We start from the raw sequence: 15,649 nt of genomic DNA, 5'->3' as shown, positions 1-15,649 counted from the left end.
CCCGGAAACCGGCCTGCGGTCACACCCTCCACCCGGGACCGACACCGCCGGCATCGCCGCCGACCGGTGCGGACCCGGGAGACGAGCGACGCCGGCTCGCACACGCCGGCGCCCCGCGGCCACGGACAGGACCGGAGTCCGGTGTCCGGGCCGGGGGGGCGCCCGCGGACGGGGCTGATCAGCCGCTCTGCTCCTGGAGGACCTCGATGCGGTCGGCGGCCAGGGCGACCTCACCGTCGAAGGTGTCGAAGAAGACGTCGGGGTCGTCGAAGACCTCGTCGGCGGTGATGCCGAAGTCCTGCTCGAAGGTGTCGCGCTGCACCCGCACCACCGTGCCGGAGACCCGGACGACGTCGCCGACGTCCAACTGCGCAGGCGGGTTGGCCGAGACGACCGCGATCGGCTCGCCGCTCTCGTTGCCGATGCGGAACGCGCTGCCCACGTCCGTGGTGGTGATCACCTCGGACACTCCGGCGCTGACGGTCACGTCCTGCCCGATGAGCGGCTCCGGGTCCTCGAAGACGCCGGCCTCGTCCTCGACCAGCGGGTCCACCGGCGCGTCGGTGTCGCCTGCAGCGTCCACCGGCTGGTCCTCCAGTACGCCGACCCGCTCCTCGAGGGCCCCGAGGTCGTCCTGGATGTCCTGCAGGTCCTCGGTGCTGACGCCTCCGGCCTCGGGGCCAGCCGAGTCGCCGCAGGCGGCCAGCCCCCCGATGCCGATGGCGGCCGCGATCAGCGCGGCGGCGGCGCGTCCGGCACGCCGCCTGCGGATGGGGCCCAGGCGTCCACTCGTGCTCATGGCTGCTCCTCTGTCGATCACGGGCCGCACGACGCAGCCCGTTGTGGGTCTCGGACGGGGGCTGCGTGCCCGCCGCCCCCGGACGGACGCGGGCTGCGGGTCTTCTGACATCGATCCGCAAGCCGTCCGCAACACAGCGGAGCACCCGTCACACGACGACCGGGAGCTCGCCGGTCGCCCCGCGGTGCCCGGTGGCCGCCTCGACCGGCGTGCGATCGCGGGGCCGGCGACCGGCAGCGTGACAGTTCCGTGACGAAGGCCCCCCGGGAGCCGGGCCCGGCTGGCCGGGCACCGCGGCCGCGGTGACCGTGGAGGACCAGGGCCGCTCGAGGTGCGGCCCGCTGGGTGTCGCGGCCGAGGCGGGAGGAACGCCGGTGATGTTCTGTGGGGGGCCCCGGGAGTCCGGTGGCCGTCGGGTCGGTGAACCGGGCGGTCCGGTCGGGGGCACGACGTCGACCGACGTCCGGTCCTTCGACGGCACCCGGCTGGCGCTCGAGGTGGCCGGGCCGCAGGATGCGCCGGTCGTCGTCCTCGTCCACGGGCTGGGTCTGTCAACCGAGTCCTGGGGGAAGGTCCCCGAGTTGCTGGCCGACCGGTACCGCGTCGTCGGCTACGACCTGCGCGGGCACGCGCAGAGCGGGGATGCCCGCTGCGGCGGTTACGGTCTGGAGGCCCACGCCCGTGATCTCCTCGGCGTCCTCACCGCGTGCCTGCCCGAGGGGCGCCGGGCGGTGGTGGTGGGGCACAGCCTGGGCGGGGGGATCATCCTGGCGGCGGCCCGCCTGGCCGGCACCTCCCGCATGGCCGGGGTGGTCTTCGCCGGCTCGGGCGGGTCGGGTATCACGGTGCCCGGCCTGCCGGCCCGCCCGCTGCCGCCCCGCGCCCGGGCCGCGCTGCAGGGCGGATGGTTCCGCCTGCTGCGGGTGAGCGCGCTGGTCGCCCGCAGGCTGCGCCCGGTGCAGGCAGTCTCCGATCGGCTGGTGCGCCGCGCCGCCTTCGCCGGTGGGGCCCCGCAGGGGGCCGTCGACCGGGTGCGGGACAGCTTCCTGTCCACCCGGCCGCCGGCGCTGGCCGGCACGACCCTGGCCAGCGTCAGCCACGACGGCACCGAGCTGGCCCCGGCGCTCCGCGTCCCCACGCTGGTACTGCACGGCGAGAAGGACCCGGAAGTACCGCCCGACGAGTTGCGCGAGCTGATGGCCGCGCTTCCCGACGGCGAGGTCGTGGATGTGCCCGGTGCCGGTCACATGCTGCCGCTGCTGCACCCGGACGTCGTCGCCGAGCACGTCGCCCGCTGGGTGACCCGGACCGCCGCGTGATGGAGCTGCAGACCCACTTCGAGCCGTTCGTCCACCTCGTCGACGTCGGGCCGGACCGGGCGCTGATCGCCTGGGGCGGGTTCTGGTTCGCCTGCGACGACGCGGTCGGCCGCTGGCGGGTCCTCGGCGACGGTCACCTCGACGAGGTCGACCCCGGCCGTACGGCGAGCATCGGCGCCGACTCCGAGCCCTACGGCGACGCCGTGGTCGAGGTGCTCGACGACGCCGGGACCGTCGTCGCCCGGGCGGTGACCGCCGAGGGCAACCACGTCTGGGTCGAGGGCCTGGCCCCGGACACCCGCTACCGGTACCGGATCGTCGTCGACGGACGGCCGTGGGCCGACGGGAAGCGCTGGGACTGGGGCCCGGTGCCACGCGGCGGGCTGGACCTGCGCCCGGGCGGACGCTGCTACTCCTTCACCTTCCGCACCCACACCGCCCCCGACCGGTCCGCGCCGCTGGACTTCGCGGTCCTGGGCGACTTCGGCATCGGCATCGTGGCCGACACCGAAGCCGGCCGCCGCCAACGACGAGTGGCCGAGGTGCTCGACCGGGTTGCCGACTCCCCCGGCGTCCGGCTCGTCCTCACCACCGGGGACAACGTCTACGCCACCCCCGGTCGGCGGGGGGCGCAGGGCAGCGGCGGCACCGACGACGCCTGGTACGGCAGCTTCTACCAGCCCTACCGCTACCTGCTGGCCCGCGTGCCGGTCTACCCGACGGTGGGCAACCACGACACCGCCGACGAGGAGTCCAGCGACGACCGCGCCCAGGTCCGCGCCAACTTCCACACCGACGCCCGGTTCACCCCGGAAGTCGCCGGGCCGCGAGCCTCGGTGGACCCGGGCATGTTCTACCGCCTGACCTTCGGCGCCGACGTGGAGTTCGTCTGCATCGACACCTCGCTGTCGCGGGAGCTGCCCACCACCCACTTCTTCGAGCACCCACGTCACCGGCGCTTCCTGGACGGGGCCTTCCCCGCGACTGCCGGCGGGCCGCGCTGGCGCATCCCGTTCTCCCACCACCCTGCCTACTGCGCCGGCCCGCACCATCCGAACACCGCGGCGATGATCGACCACCTCGTACCGCTGTTCCGCCGGGCCGGCGTCCGGGTGGCCTTCGCCGGCCACGAGCACAACTTCCAGCTCTCCGAGGTGAACGGCACTGCCTTCGTCCTGTCGGGCGCGGGCGGCCAGGTGCGGGAGGGGAGGCCGACGGGGTTCACCGAGGCGGGCACCGTGGCGTGGGCCGCGCAGGCGCACCTCCTGCTCGGCCGGATCGACGGGGACGAACTGGTGTTCACGCCGGTCTCCGGCGTCGGCCGGGACGGCGCCCTGGAACACATGACGCCGCGGACGCCGGACGGCCGCGTCGTCGAGGTGCCGTTCACCGTCCGGGCGCCCTGACGGCGGCGGTGGCCGTGGCGCCCACCCAGGCCGATCGCACCGCGCTCCCCGGCAGCCCTGGCGGCGGGATCGGCCGTGTCACCCCCGGCAGGGTCCTGACCGGCACGCGCGTCGGGCCGTTCCACCGCCGGAGTCGCGGGGCCGGGTCAGGGGATCGTCACACCCGCCGGGCGAGCGTCCGGTGTGACGATCCCCTGACGGGCACCGGTGGTGGTCGACAGCCCGCCGCCCCGGGGACCGTGGGAGGTGCGCCTCGGAGCCGGGCCAGAGGCGCCGCCCGTGGCCGGAGACGTCGGGGGCGCCCGTCGGCGCCGCGGTCCCGTGGCGAACCCGGCGCCGGGAGGCGCCCGTGGGCCACCGCCGGTCACGCCGCTGTCGAGGAGGGCGCCGTGTCGAGCACCTCCCCGTCCCGTTCGGAGCCGCCCAGCCGGACGGCGGGATGGCGATCCGATGACGGTTTCGGATCGAACCGGCCCGGTGGCTCGCTGGCGCGCTTCCCGCGGGCACCGCGCGGCAACCTCGGCCGGGTGGATCCCGACACCTCGGCGAACCGATCCGGCACCGTCGGTGCTGCCCACCGCCCGCCGGTCCTGCGCCTGGACGATCCTGCCGCGGTCGACGCGGCGTGGACCGGGGCCAAGGCTGCGACCCTGGCGGCGGCGGCCCGGGCCGGTCTGCCGGTGCTGCCCGGCATCGTGGTGACCACCGCGGCGGTGGAGGGCCTCGCCGCCGGGGCGCCGTGGCCGCAGGAGGTGCTCGACGCCTGGCGCGCGGTCTCCCACGACGACGCGCTGCCGCTCGTGGTGCGCAGCAGCTCCACCGTCGAGGACCTCGGGGAGTCCTCGATGGCCGGTCGGTTCGAATCGGTCCTGGGAGTCCGCGGGCTGGACGGCTTCCGCCGCGCCGTGGGACTGGTGATCTCCTCCCGACAACGGGCGGCGGACGGCTCCGGCGTGCTCACCGGGCAGGAGCCGCTGGCCGTGCTGGTCCAACCGTTGCTGTCGGCCCGGTGCGGCGGAGTGCTCTTCGGCATCGACCCGGTGTCCGGACGGGAGGACCGGCTGGTCGTCGCGGCCGTGACGGGCGGGCCGGATCGGCTGGTCGGTGGTGAGGTCGACGGGAGCCGGTACGCACTCGATCGCCACGGCCGGCAGGTCGAGGTCACCCACGGGGACGGCGGCGCGCGGCTGCGTCGCCGCCGGCTGCGGGAGCTGGCAGGGCTGGCAGCGCGAGCCACGGCCGTCTTCGACGGCCCCCAGGACATCGAGTGGGCCTACGGGGACGACGGCCGGCTGCGGCTGTTGCAGAGCCGGCCGGTCACCGCCGAGCCCCGCGGCCGGCCACGAGGACCGGTGCTCGGCCCCGGCCCGGTCGCGGAGACCTTCCCGCAGCCGCTGCAGCCGCTCGAGGTCGCGCTGTGGGTGTCACCCCTGCGTGAGGCCCTGGCCCACGCCCTGCTCCTGACCGGCACCGCCGCCGAGTCCGACGTGGCCGCGTCGCCCCTCGTGGCCGTGGTCGACGGCTGGGTGGCCGTCGACCTGGACCTGCTCGAGCCCGGCAGCGGCACACCGGGCATCCGGGGGTGGCTGGACCCCCGGCCCCGGCTGCGGCGGCTGCACGCGTCGTGGCGGGTGGGCCGGCTGCGGTCGGCGCTGCCGGCGCTGGCGCGAGACGTCGTCGAGGCCGCCGACGCCGCCCTGGCCGGCATCCCGACGCTGCGGGACCTCGACGACCGTCAACTGGTGGCGTTGCTGCACCGACTGCGGCCTGCGCTGAGGGCCGCGCACGCCCATGAACTGCTGATGGGGTTGCTCGTCGACCCGGACGCGCCACGGACCACCGGGGCCGCCGCGGCGATGAGGGTGCTCGCCCGCGCCCGTCAGGCCGGGCTGGCCGATCCGGAGATCCTCGCCGCCTCCCCGGTGGTGCTCGCGCTGGCCGCCCCGCAGGTGAGGTCCTCCCCCGACCTGCCGGACGACGTGCAGGCCCCCGAGACCACGCCGCCCGGTGATCCCGACGACCCCGGCGTGCTGCGGGAGGCGCTGCGGTTGCGGGTGCGCTGGTTGCAGGAGGCCGGTGCGCGGACCGCCTGGACCCTCGGGGAACGGCTCGCCGCCGCCGGGCGGCTGGCGCGCGCCGACGACGTCCGCGGCCTGGGCCTGGCCCGGCTCACCGCCGCCGTCGAGGACCCGGAGACGGCCCTCTCCCCCCGGATGGCGATGCCCGGCGACCCGCTGCCCGCGCGGTTCCGGCTCAGCGACACCGGCCGACCGGTCCCGGTGTCCGGCGGCGCGGGAGCCACCGGCGCCGGTGGGGGCACGGGACGAGGGCCGGTGCACCACGGCGCCGATCCCCCGGAGGGCGTGGTGCTCGTCGTGCGGACGCTGGATCCCGGTCTGGCCCCCGTGCTGCCGCGGCTGGCCGGCCTGGTGGCCGAGACCGGGAGCGTGCTGGCGCACCTGGCGATCCTCGCCCGCGAGTCCGGCGTGCCCACGGTCGTGGGTGTGGCCGGCGCTCTCGAGCGGTTCCCACCCGGCACGGTGATCCGTGTGGACGGCGCCACCGGTGAGGTCGAACGGCAGGAGACACCGTGAAGAAGCTGAGCTGGATCCTCGCCGCCGCCGTGCTGGTGGCCTCCGGCGGCTACGTGCTCGTCTACGTCTACCGGTGGGAGTGGCACCGCGCCCTGCTCGTCGGCGTCCTGTTCCTCGCCGCGCTCGTCGGCTTCACCGCCGCACTGGTGCTGCGCCGCATCGGCCGGGTGGAGCGCGCCCTGTCGGCCTCCGCCGGCGGGCATCCGCCGGACCCGCTGCGGCGGCTGCGTGCCGCACCGGTGGAGCCGCGGCCCTTCCGATGGCTGCGTCCGGAAGACCTGCAGCGCACGCACGTCTTCATCCCGATCCTGCTCGGTGGTGGCGTGCTCGTCTCCGGCCTCGCCTGGCTGCTCGAGCGGCTGGCCGGCGCGTCGGCGCGGGCCGGGGTGGAGGAGGACCTGGCCGTCTCCCTGCAGCAGGTCAGCTTTCCCCAGGGCCCGCTGGTGCCCACGCGAGCCGAAGCGCTCGCCGGGGCCGCGCCGACCGGTGACCCGGCCCTGCGGCTGCTGCTCGGCCCGGCGGCGACCGAGGTGCCGCGGTGAGGCGGATCCTGGCCTGGTCGGCGCCTGCCGTCGCGGCCGCCATCGGCGTGCTGCTGCTGCGCGCGGAGTTGATGACCGTGGAGGTCGAGGCACCGGAGGGGTCGTTCACCGACGTGGTGGTCGCCGCGCGGGTGCACCAGGAGGACCCGGCGACGGTCCGGGAGGAGATGACCCGCGGCCTGGTGAGCACCTGCCGCCTGCTGGTCAACGCCGACGTGGTGGCCGAGTCCTTCCGCACCGTGGACACCGGCGTGTTCAGCTTCCGCCTGCGCCCCGGCCTGGACGAGTTCGACCGGCGGGAGCTGCGCGGTTGCCTGTCCGACAGCCGGGTCCAGCACCTCCTGCTCGACGTGCTGCACCTGCAGACGGTGACGCCGGCCGACGGTGCGGATCCGCGCGACCGCTGACCCGCGCACACCACACGCCCCGGAGCCGGAACACCCCGACGGCGACAGGCCGTTGCCCTTGGTACCGCTCTCGACTCTCCGGAGGTCCCGCCGGCCGTGCCCCAGCTCAGCCGCAGACAGCTGCTCGCCGCCGGTCTGGGAGCCGCCGGGACGCTCGCCGGCGGCACGTTGAGCGCCTCGCTGTGGTCGGTGTTCGGCCGGGAGGACCTCGTGCCCGGCGCGGTCCCCCGGTCGTCCCTGCCGGCGCGGGCGTGGCCGGAGACCGCCGACCGGCTGACCTTCGCCGCGGTCGGCGACACCGGCAGCGGCGGCCGGCAGGCGATGGCGGTCGCCGAGCGCATGGCCCGCGGCTACCAGGAGGCCCCCTACGGGTTGGTCACGCACCTGGGTGACCTGTGCTACTACGGCCGTGTCGAGGACCGCTTCGACGACGTCTTCACCCGGCCGATGCGCCCCCTCATCGACGCAGGTGTCCGCTTCGAGCTGGCCATCGGCAACCACGACGGCGCGGTGCACCACAGCGACGCCAGCCTGGCCGAGATCGACGCGGAACTGCGCCTGCTGGGCACTCCGGCCCGCAACTACACGACCAGCCACGGGCCGGTCGACTTCTTCTACCTCGACTCCAGCACTCCCGGGCTGTTCGGCGACGACGCCCCCGCCCAGCTGGAGTGGCTGGACGACGCGCTGGCCGGCTCCACCAACCAGTGGAAGGTCGTGTGCATGCACCACCCGGTGTACTCCGCCGGTGCGCACGGGCCCACCTCGGGCGCGCAGGAGTTCCTCGAGCCGATCCTCGCGCGCCGGGCTGTCGACCTGGTGCTCACCGGCCACGACCACCACTACGAGCGCAGCCGCCCGGTCCACGGGATCACACACGTGGTCAGCGGCGGCGGCTGCAAGACCACACCCGTCGGCCGCAGCGCCACCACCGTGGCCGCCGCCTCCGCCCTGCAGTACCTGCACGTCGACGTCACCGGTGATCGGCTGACCGGGCGGGCGGTGCGAGCCGACGGTCACGTCCTCGACCGGTTCGAGCTGCGCGCCCGGGAGGGCCGGTGACCCTGGCCCGGGCCGCCAGCGCCGGATACACGGCCCTGGTCCTGGGCGCGGTCCTCGTGCCGGCCCTCGCCGTCCGGGCCGCCGGCGGGCGGGGCGGATCCGGGACAGCCGGCAGCGAGGACCTCCTCGCGGTCAGCGTCGTGGTCGGTGTGGCAGCGGCCGTGCTGGCCCGGCGCCGGCTGCTCGGTGGCCGGCCGTCCACCTCGCCGCCGACCGGCCGATGGCCGGCGGCGCTGTGCGCACTCGGGGTGCTCGGCGTGGGCGCGGCCGGCCTGCCCGCCCTCGCGCTGTACGCCACCGCGCGCCTGCCCCCCGACCTGACCGGACAGCCCTGGGTCGCCCCGGCGCTGTGGGCGGCGGGGCTCCTGATGGCCGTCCTGGTCTCCGCCGGCACCGACCGTGCGCTCTCCGGCTGGCTGGACGACGGGCGGTCCTCCGGCCGGTCCGGGTGCGGCTCGGCCGGAGGATCCCGGCGGGAGGAGCCGACCGCTCAGCAGCGTCGCCCATCGGGCTGCGGTGACCTGACCGGTCCGGCCTCGCGGGGCGCCCGTCGGCACGGCTGACCGCGGAGGACCACGCGGTCTTCCGGTGACCGCCCTCCCGAGCCCGGCGGGGGGAGTTCGAGGGGGTCGGCTGCAGCAGCCGTTCGCGCGCCGAGGCGGTGTCGTCCGCGCACCGGGCCTGCAGACGCCGACTCACCCCGAGTGCTCCCGCGGCGAGGATCCCAGCGAGGGGAGCCACCGTGAGCTCGAACAGGCCTGGAGCGGCCGTGCCGACCGGCGACTACTCGGCGGCCGGGTCGGTCGTGACGGTGCTCGCGCTCAGGTAGGGCTCGCCCTCCCACTCCTCGTAGGGTTCGCCCGGCAGCGACGCATCCAGGTCGTCCTCCACGACCGACAGGTCGAACTCGTCGTGCGGAACCGCGGCGACGACGACGTCCTGGCCTGCCTGCAGCTCCGGCAGCGGGTCGTCGGCCACCACCAGCAGCGGCTCGACGTCCTCGCCGTCGCGGCCGGTGATGGTGAACGCGACGGACGAGACCGTGCGGTCCACCGAGGCCTCCAGGGTGACCTCCTGGTCGACGTACGCCTCGACGTCGTCGTGGAAGTCCGGCGTGTAGGGACCGTCGTAGGGGTCCTCCAGGTCCTCGGCCCCGCGGATGTCCGGCGCATCACTGCCTGTCTCGGGCTGCCGCGGGTTCTCCCCACACGCCGACGACGCCGCCGTCCCGGTCATGACGAGGGCCGTCGCCAGGGCCCGTGCGAGACGGCCGTGGGACGGGTGCGCACTCATGGTCTCCTCCTGCAGTTGGGCGGCCGTGCGTCAGCTGGGTCGCGGTCGTGCGGCGGTGAGGAACGGCAGCCGGTCCGGATCCGCGGACACCTGCGGGCCGTACGTGGACAGGTCCAGGTCGTCGACGCGGTAGTGGATCGTCTGCGCGGTGATCCACCCGTCCTCGATGAGGTAGGAGTCGACACCGCACCGCACCTCGACGTGGTCGTCACCTCCGCGCCACTCCAGCAGGCACATCCGGTCGTCGGCCAGGACCTGGCTGTACGCGTAGGCCCCTCCGTGTCCGATGGCCGCCCAGAGCCGGTGCGCCGACCTCCGGACGCCCTCGTGGCCGCGGAAGACCTGTCGGGCGGTGAGGACGACGACGCGTGGGGAGTAGTTCTCCCGCAGGTCGCGCTCGAGGTCCCCGGCCTTGCGCAGGTCCAGGTGTGCGGTGAGGACGTCCCGGCTGCTCCGACCCCGCAGCGCAGACGCCGATCCCTCGTGCTCCGATCCCTCGTGCTCCACGGTGCTCCTCCTCCGTCCGGCGGGTCAGGGTCGACCGGCGTACGGGGTCTCCGGACCTCTCGGCCGGGCATCCGGGCTGGGCTTGCGTCCGGGCTGGACGGTCACCCCGTCGAAGACGACGTCCACGGGCGTCGCGAAGCGCCTGCCGTTGACCGGGTCGTGGCGCAGCCAGGTCGGCGGATCGATCTCCACGAGGACCGTGTACGGCCCCTCTCCCGGAAGGCACGCGTTGAACCCGTAGTGGTACAGGAACGGGTGCCAGAGGAAGTCGGCCGGCTGGGTGAACAGCCGTCGCTGTCCGTTCAGCACCGTCACCCGCACGTCGAGTCCGGGCACGAAGCGGCCATCCGCTCCGTCGGCGACGGCGACCTCGAGGTGCGCGTTGGCTCCTCCGGGGCCTCTCGCCACACCAGGCGTCCGGAGTCGTCGGGGGCGTACACGCCCTCGGCCTGCTCGGTCACCAGGGCGACCAGGTAGTGGCCGGCGCGCGTCACGGCCGCGCCGTCCTCCTCGGCCATGCTCTGCAGGGCTGCGCCGTAGGCGTCACCCTGCTGTTCGGCGGTGGCCAGCTGTCCCGGCCCGGCCTCGTTGCTGCGTTCCCTGGGCGGCACGATCGCCGGGGTCGACTGCTGTTCGACCACGTGGCCTGCTGACACGGCACGCCTCCTCGGCCCGGTGGTGTGGTGTCCTCGGGCTGCCCGCGCCACGGACGGGATAACGACGGCCGCTCCCTCTGTCACACAACCGACACGGGGTACGGCGACGGCGGCGCACCGGGCGACGGACACGAGGAGACGCGATGCCCACGTGGCTGGTGGGGCAGGTCGACACGTTGGTCGGTGTCGCGGCGAAGGCCCTGCTGATGTACCTGACGGCGGTGGTGGGCCTGCGCATCGCGCACCGCCGCACGCTGTCCCAGTGGACGGCGATCGACTTCGCCGCCGCGGTCGCGATCGGCGCGGTGATGGGGCGGACGGCGGTCGCCGAGGGACAGTCGTTCCTCGTCGGAGCGGTGGCCCTGGGGACGCTGCTGGCCGCGCACGCCGCGGTCACCCTCGCGCGCGGCAACCGGTGGATCGCCAAGGCGGTCGACCACCGCGTGCGCGTGCTCGTCGACCACGGGCGGCTGCGGCGGAGCCAGTTGCGCGCCTGTGGGCTCACCGAGAACGACGTGCTGGCCAAGCTCCGTGAGCTCGGCATCCACGAGCTCGGCGAGCTGCGCTACGTGCTGTACGAGACCAAGGGCGAGCTGACCGTCGTCCGCGAGACGGGCGAGCCGGACGGCGCGCTGGTGCGAGCCGGCCTGGCCGACGCGGCCGGATTCGACCCCGGGCCCCGGCCCTCCGAGGCCGCCGGACCACGCTCATGACGACGGCCACGGCCAGGCGGCCTCGTGCACCAGCCGCTGCAGCCGGGCCCGGCGCTCGGTATCGGCACGCAGTCGCTCCTGCAGGGCGGCCGGCGGCTGCAGGGGGATGCCGGCACGGAGGAGAGGAGCCATGGACGGTGGCGGCGGCGCGCCTCCCGAGCCGGTGGCCGACAGGGCGCCCACGGTCCGGATGTAACTGGTCGATGACGTGCCGCACGGGGGCGAGAGCGGCGCGGTCCGGAGCCGCTGCCGGTGCGACCGCAGCGAGCATCAGGAGCAGCGCGTCGTCGAGGACGGCGATCGCCACCGGGGCCGACTCCTCGGGTGACCGGCTGCGGAAGAAGTGCAGCACCGGGTAGGCGAAGTGCTGCTGCACCACCGTGGCGAGGGGAGCCGCGAGGCCGATCAGGTACTGGGTGAAGGCCGGGCTGAACGACCGTCCGGTCCACCCCGCGAGCACCATCTCCGCCGCCGTCGGGCCGAGCGCCCTGATCTGGGTGGCGAGTGCGCGCCGGGTGACCACGGCCGAGATCACCGACAGCAGGTAGGTGATCGCCAAGGTGACCAGCGCGAGGCCGCCGAAGCTGGCCACGTTCGTCAGGACCCGCCACCCAGGGGAGCCGGCCACGACGTCCCCGACGCCGAGGGTGAAGACGGCGAACCCCGCGTAGTAGGCGACGTCCCAGCCACCGGCAGGTGACCCGCTGTCCGCCTTCTCGATCGACCCGCTGCCGAGGAAGACCAGCCACCAGCCCACCCACGTCAGCAGGACCCAGATCCCGACGGTCAGCACCAGCAGCGCCGGGCCGGCGTTCGCCAGGAGTCTCGACCGGCTCGTCGTCGGCCGCAGCTGCAGCACGCTCCGCCACAGCCACCTCAAGAGACGCCGGGTCACCGGGCCGGCACCCCGTCCGAGCGTGAGCGTGGTCGACAGGACGTCCAGGAGGACGATGAGGACCAGCACCGCGCCCCCCACGATGGCGGCCGCGTGCATCACCGCACGGTCCCGTCCGGTGCGTCGGACCCGGGTCCCGGTGCGCGCCCGGCCGGCTGTTCCGTCACTCGTCGTCCCCTCTCCGCGCGACTGGGGACGGGCTGCCCACGGACCCGCCCCCCGAGCGGTCCGCGCACGTGACGAACTCATGACGTTGCGAGCCGGCGGAGGGGCGGGCGTCGTGCGGAGGTATGCACCAGGTGTGCGACCTCCCCGCGGCCGGCGACTGCTCAGCCGCGCCGGGGCCTGGCTCCTGTCCCGGGTACGCGGGTCGCTGTGGCCGCTGCCGGTGCTGGCGATCGTGGTGGCGGTGGTGCTCGGGATCGGTCTGCCCGCGCTGGACGAGGTCCTCGAGGAGCCCGGGGGCCGGCATCCGCTGACGCTGGCGTTCGGCGGCGGGCCGTCTGCGGCCCGGGACGTCCTGGCCGCCATCGCCGGTTCGCTGATCTCGGTGACCGGGCTGACGTTCTCGTTCACCGTGGTGGCGCTGCAGCTGGCCAGCAGCCAGCACTCGCCGCGGTTCCTGCAGACCTTCGTCACCGACCGGGTGGTGCAGACGACCTTGGCCCTGCTGGTCGGGACGTTCGTCTACGCCCTGACGGTGCTGCGCACGGTGCGCACCGAGGAGTCCGCCGGACCGGCGTTCGTGCCGCGGCTCTCGGTGACCGTCGGGTTCGCCCTCACCCTGGCCAGCGTGGTGGGCCTGGTGCTGTTCCTCGGCCACCTCGCACGGTCCCTGCGGGTCGAGACGATGCTCCGTGACGTCTCCGACGAGGCGCAGCACACCTACGCCCGGGAGCTGCCCCGTGACGAGGACCGCCCCGTCGGCGCGCCGCCGTCCGGCCCGGCCGTCGTCGTCGACGCCGACCGGAGTGGCTTCCTCACGGACGTCGACGGCGCGCGGATCGCGGCCGCGGCGGCCGCCGCCGGCGCCACCGTCGTCCTGGAGCCGCGGATCGGCGACTCGGTCGTCGCCGGTACGCCGCTGGCCCACGTCAGACCTCCGGCGGTGGCAGGCACCGCAGGGCTCGAAGGCGTGGAACGCGCGCTACATCGCAGCGTGTCCCTGGGCTTCGAACGACGTCCCGAACGGGACGTCGCCTACAGCCTCCGCAAGGTCGTCGACATCGCCGTCCGCGCACTCTCCCCGGGCACGAACGACCCCACGACCGCGGTGCACGCCCTGTCCCACGTCTCCGCTCTCCTCGGTCACCTCGTGACCCACCCGCCCGGGACGAGGGCGTTCCGGGACGAGGCCGGTGTGGTCCGCGTGCTCCTGCCGCAGTGGGACGTGCACGCACTGGTGCGGCTGGGCCTGGAAGAACCACTGCACTTCGCCGAGGGGCAGCCCGCGGTGCTGCGCCGCATCGCCGGACTGCTGCGAGAGCTGGCCTGGCGGGCACCGCGGGATGCCCTCGACCGCGACCTGCGGCGATACCACGACCGCGTCGTCCGGCTCGCCGCCGAGTCGACCGACGTGGACGAGGCCGAAACCGCACGCTGGCGGGAGGAGTTCACCGACGCGCTGGGCGGCCGCTGGGCGCCACGCCCGTGACGCTGCGCTGCGGCCGGCCGTGGTCTCACTCGCCGGCGCCGCGGACGCCGCGCAGGCTCGACCCGTCCCCGAGCTGGGCGACCGGGACGACGCTCAGCGACCCGTCGCTCTCCAGGACCACCGCCGCGATCGACGACAGGTCACCCGCGCCCGAGGCACGAACCGCCTGCCGGACCTCGTCCTCGGTCATCCGCGTCTCCCGCAACGCCGCTGGGAGAACGCAGCCGGACCGGAGGAGCAGGGTGGGTCGGGCCGTCACCAGCCCTCGCCACCGAGGACGGCGCACCGTCGTCCACGCGACGACCGTCTGCAGCAGCGCCAGCAGCACCAGGGCGATGGCTCCCTCGGCCCATGAGACGTCGCTGCTGAGGAGGATGGTGGCGAGGGTCGAGCCCAGGGCCACGGTGACGACCAGGTCGAAGGCGTTGAGCTTGGCGAGGGTCCGCTTCCCCGACAGGCGCAGCACCAGCACCACCGTCAGGTAGGCGCTGGTGCCGACCGCCACGATGCGTCCCAGGTCGGACCACGAGTCGAACCACACGTGCGCGCCCTCCCCTCAGCGCCCGGGCCCGTCGGCCCCGCCCGCCCGGGCGCGCCGGTACAGCACCCGGCCGGGCGCGGAGGTGACCCCGTGGACGACGGTGCTCGACGCCACGACGAGGCCACCCACGGCCAGCACGACCGGGTCCACGGCGAGCCGCTCGGCCTCCAGCGCCAAGTAGAACAGCGCCGACACCCCGATGGGGCCGAACCAGCCAAGGAACACCGCGTCCGCCCGCCTCAGCCCCAGCGTGCGGCGCAGCAGCCACACGACCGGCAGCCGCCGCAGCAGCAGGACACCCAGGACGAGGACCGGACCGCGCCATCCCAGGTCGGCCCACGCGGACCACGGCAGGACGACGCCGAAGGCGACGAACAGCGGGAGCACCAGGAACCGGTTGACCGCCTCGTCGATGGGGACGTCGTCGGTCCGGTCCGGGCCGGTGGCCACGGCGTTGAAGGCGAGCCCGGCGACGAACACCGCGAGGATCCCGTCGACGTGGAGCAGACCGGCCGCGCCCAGGACGGCGTAGGCGAGGACTGCTGTGAACAGCAACCGGGGACCGGCGTCGGTGGAGCCGTGTTCCTCCCCCGCCCGCAGGGCCCGGGCACCGAGCCAGCCGAGGAGGACCCCGAGGACGACCGCGCCGGCGACCTGCCACAGCGACTCGGCGAGCGCCGCCCCGACACCTCCGGCACCGGCGACGGCGACGGCGATCAGGACCACGGGCAGCGCGAGCCCGTCGTTGGCGCCGGACTCCAGGGACAGCACCTGCCGATCGCGGGCCGGGAGGTCCTGCTCGGCCGGACCGCCGGTGACGACGCTGGAGGCCAGGACGGGGTCGGTCGGGCACAGGGCGGCACCGATCAGCGCCGCGGTGCCCAGCCCCACGCCCAGCACGGCCGCCGCCAGCCCCGCGGTCACGACCGCCATCACCGGCATGGCGACGGCCAGGAGCAGGAGCACGGGACGCAGGTTCGCCCGCGCGTTCCGCACGGGGTAGCGCAGGGCCACCGCCATCACCGAGATGGCCAGGAGCAGCCGGGTCGCCGTGTGCAGCCAGGTCGTGTCCTCCGTCAGCGGCGGGGCGTCGACGATCCCGAGCACGGCCGGGCCGAGCACGACCCCCAGCACCAGAGCCAGGACGGGCTCGGACACCGGCCACCGGCGCAGGCGTCCCGACAGGGCGGCGACGGCCAGCCCGAGGGCGCCGGCGGCGAGCAGGACGACGTCGGTGGTCACGGAGCCGCCGCCTCCCGTC

17 protein-coding genes are annotated in these 15,649 nt (G+C 75.1%); 9 read left to right on the top strand and 8 right to left on the bottom strand.

The annotated features are described in order from the left end of the window. Positions 1–178: 178 nt before the first annotated feature. Positions 179–799: a hypothetical protein gene (locus tag ACI79O_RS07860; protein WP_456890436.1), complete on the bottom strand. Its 621-nt coding sequence runs from the start codon at positions 797–799 to the stop codon at positions 179–181. Positions 800–1,176: 377 nt separating this feature from the next. Here ACI79O_RS07860 and ACI79O_RS07855 point away from each other — a divergent pair, with 377 nt between their 5' ends. The 7 genes from ACI79O_RS07855 (at position 1,177) to ACI79O_RS07825 (ending at position 8,692) form a co-directional block, all read left to right on the top strand. After that, the gene (locus ACI79O_RS07855; protein ID WP_456913833.1) at positions 1,177–2,118 is read left to right on the top strand and encodes an alpha/beta fold hydrolase; all 942 of its coding nucleotides are present in this window, start codon (positions 1,177–1,179) and stop codon (positions 2,116–2,118) included. Then, positions 2,118–3,524, top strand: coding sequence for a metallophosphoesterase (locus ACI79O_RS07850; RefSeq protein WP_456913832.1), 1,407 nt, complete (start codon positions 2,118–2,120; stop codon positions 3,522–3,524). Before ACI79O_RS07855 ends, ACI79O_RS07850 begins: the two co-directional genes overlap by 1 nt. Positions 3,525–4,051: 527 nt before the next feature. Beyond that, entirely contained in the window at positions 4,052–6,118 is a 2,067-nt protein-coding gene (locus tag ACI79O_RS07845) for a PEP/pyruvate-binding domain-containing protein (protein WP_456913754.1), read from the top strand. Continuing rightward, positions 6,115–6,660 (top strand): hypothetical protein, encoded by a 546-nt coding sequence (locus ACI79O_RS07840; protein WP_456890434.1) that lies wholly within the window; start codon positions 6,115–6,117, stop codon positions 6,658–6,660. The genes ACI79O_RS07845 and ACI79O_RS07840 overlap by 4 nt, the downstream gene beginning before the upstream one ends. Further along, positions 6,657–7,067, top strand: a complete 411-nt coding sequence (locus ACI79O_RS07835; protein ID WP_456890433.1) for a hypothetical protein — start codon at positions 6,657–6,659, stop codon at positions 7,065–7,067. The genes ACI79O_RS07840 and ACI79O_RS07835 overlap by 4 nt, the downstream gene beginning before the upstream one ends. 96 nt (positions 7,068–7,163) lie before the next feature. Beyond that, a complete protein-coding gene (locus tag ACI79O_RS07830) occupies positions 7,164–8,129 on the top strand; it encodes a metallophosphoesterase family protein (RefSeq protein ID WP_456913752.1) in 966 nt (321 codons plus the stop codon). Next, positions 8,126–8,692, top strand: a complete 567-nt coding sequence (locus tag ACI79O_RS07825; RefSeq protein WP_456890431.1) for a hypothetical protein — start codon at positions 8,126–8,128, stop codon at positions 8,690–8,692. Before ACI79O_RS07830 ends, ACI79O_RS07825 begins: the two co-directional genes overlap by 4 nt. Before the next feature lie 220 nt (positions 8,693–8,912). Here the strand turns inward: ACI79O_RS07825 and ACI79O_RS07820 are convergent, their stop codons facing one another. The 4 genes from ACI79O_RS07820 to ACI79O_RS07805 are packed head-to-tail and all read right to left on the bottom strand — an operon-like array spanning position 8,913 to position 10,585. Then, positions 8,913–9,422 (bottom strand): hypothetical protein, encoded by a 510-nt coding sequence (locus tag ACI79O_RS07820; RefSeq protein WP_456913751.1) that lies wholly within the window; start codon positions 9,420–9,422, stop codon positions 8,913–8,915. A gap of 30 nt (positions 9,423–9,452) precedes the next feature. Beyond that, on the bottom strand, positions 9,453–9,929 hold the full coding sequence (locus ACI79O_RS07815; RefSeq protein WP_456890429.1) for a nuclear transport factor 2 family protein: 477 nt from the start codon (positions 9,927–9,929) through the stop codon (positions 9,453–9,455). A gap of 24 nt (positions 9,930–9,953) precedes the next feature. After that, the gene (locus ACI79O_RS07810; protein WP_456913749.1) at positions 9,954–10,265 is read right to left on the bottom strand and encodes a hypothetical protein; all 312 of its coding nucleotides are present in this window, start codon (positions 10,263–10,265) and stop codon (positions 9,954–9,956) included. Then, on the bottom strand, positions 10,241–10,585 hold the full coding sequence (locus ACI79O_RS07805) for a hypothetical protein (RefSeq protein ID WP_456913748.1): 345 nt from the start codon (positions 10,583–10,585) through the stop codon (positions 10,241–10,243). The genes ACI79O_RS07810 and ACI79O_RS07805 overlap by 25 nt, the downstream gene beginning before the upstream one ends. A gap of 143 nt (positions 10,586–10,728) precedes the next feature. On the opposite strand from ACI79O_RS07805, the gene ACI79O_RS07800 reads away from it, so the two are divergent. Next, complete coding sequence (locus tag ACI79O_RS07800; RefSeq protein ID WP_456913746.1) at positions 10,729–11,298, top strand: DUF421 domain-containing protein; 570 nt, start codon at positions 10,729–10,731, stop codon at positions 11,296–11,298. Here the strand turns inward: ACI79O_RS07800 and ACI79O_RS07795 are convergent. Then, the gene (locus ACI79O_RS07795; protein ID WP_456913744.1) at positions 11,293–11,481 is read right to left on the bottom strand and encodes a hypothetical protein; all 189 of its coding nucleotides are present in this window, start codon (positions 11,479–11,481) and stop codon (positions 11,293–11,295) included. The two genes, ACI79O_RS07800 and ACI79O_RS07795, sit on opposite strands and share 6 nt — an antisense overlap. Before the next feature lie 1,013 nt (positions 11,482–12,494). Between ACI79O_RS07795 and ACI79O_RS07790 the strand changes: the two genes are divergently transcribed. Further along, positions 12,495–13,847: a DUF2254 domain-containing protein gene (locus ACI79O_RS07790; protein WP_456890425.1), complete on the top strand. Its 1,353-nt coding sequence runs from the start codon at positions 12,495–12,497 to the stop codon at positions 13,845–13,847. A 25-nt stretch (positions 13,848–13,872) separates the two neighbouring features. Here ACI79O_RS07790 and ACI79O_RS07785 read toward each other — a convergent pair whose 3' ends face one another. Together ACI79O_RS07785 and ACI79O_RS07780 are read right to left on the bottom strand one after the other, a co-directional pair. After that, positions 13,873–14,388 (bottom strand): DUF421 domain-containing protein, encoded by a 516-nt coding sequence (locus tag ACI79O_RS07785; RefSeq protein ID WP_456890424.1) that lies wholly within the window; start codon positions 14,386–14,388, stop codon positions 13,873–13,875. A 15-nt stretch (positions 14,389–14,403) separates the two neighbouring features. Next, positions 14,404–15,630 carry a cation:proton antiporter domain-containing protein gene (locus ACI79O_RS07780; RefSeq protein WP_456913743.1) on the bottom strand — a complete coding sequence of 409 codons (1,227 nt, stop codon included), beginning with the start codon at positions 15,628–15,630 and terminating at the stop codon, positions 14,404–14,406. Positions 15,631–15,649: the final 19 nt, after the last annotated feature.

This window comes from Geodermatophilus sp. SYSU D00696, from assembly GCF_054050235.1.
Note: the sequence above shows the minus strand (reverse complement) of the source record. Positions and strands in the feature narration are given on the sequence as shown.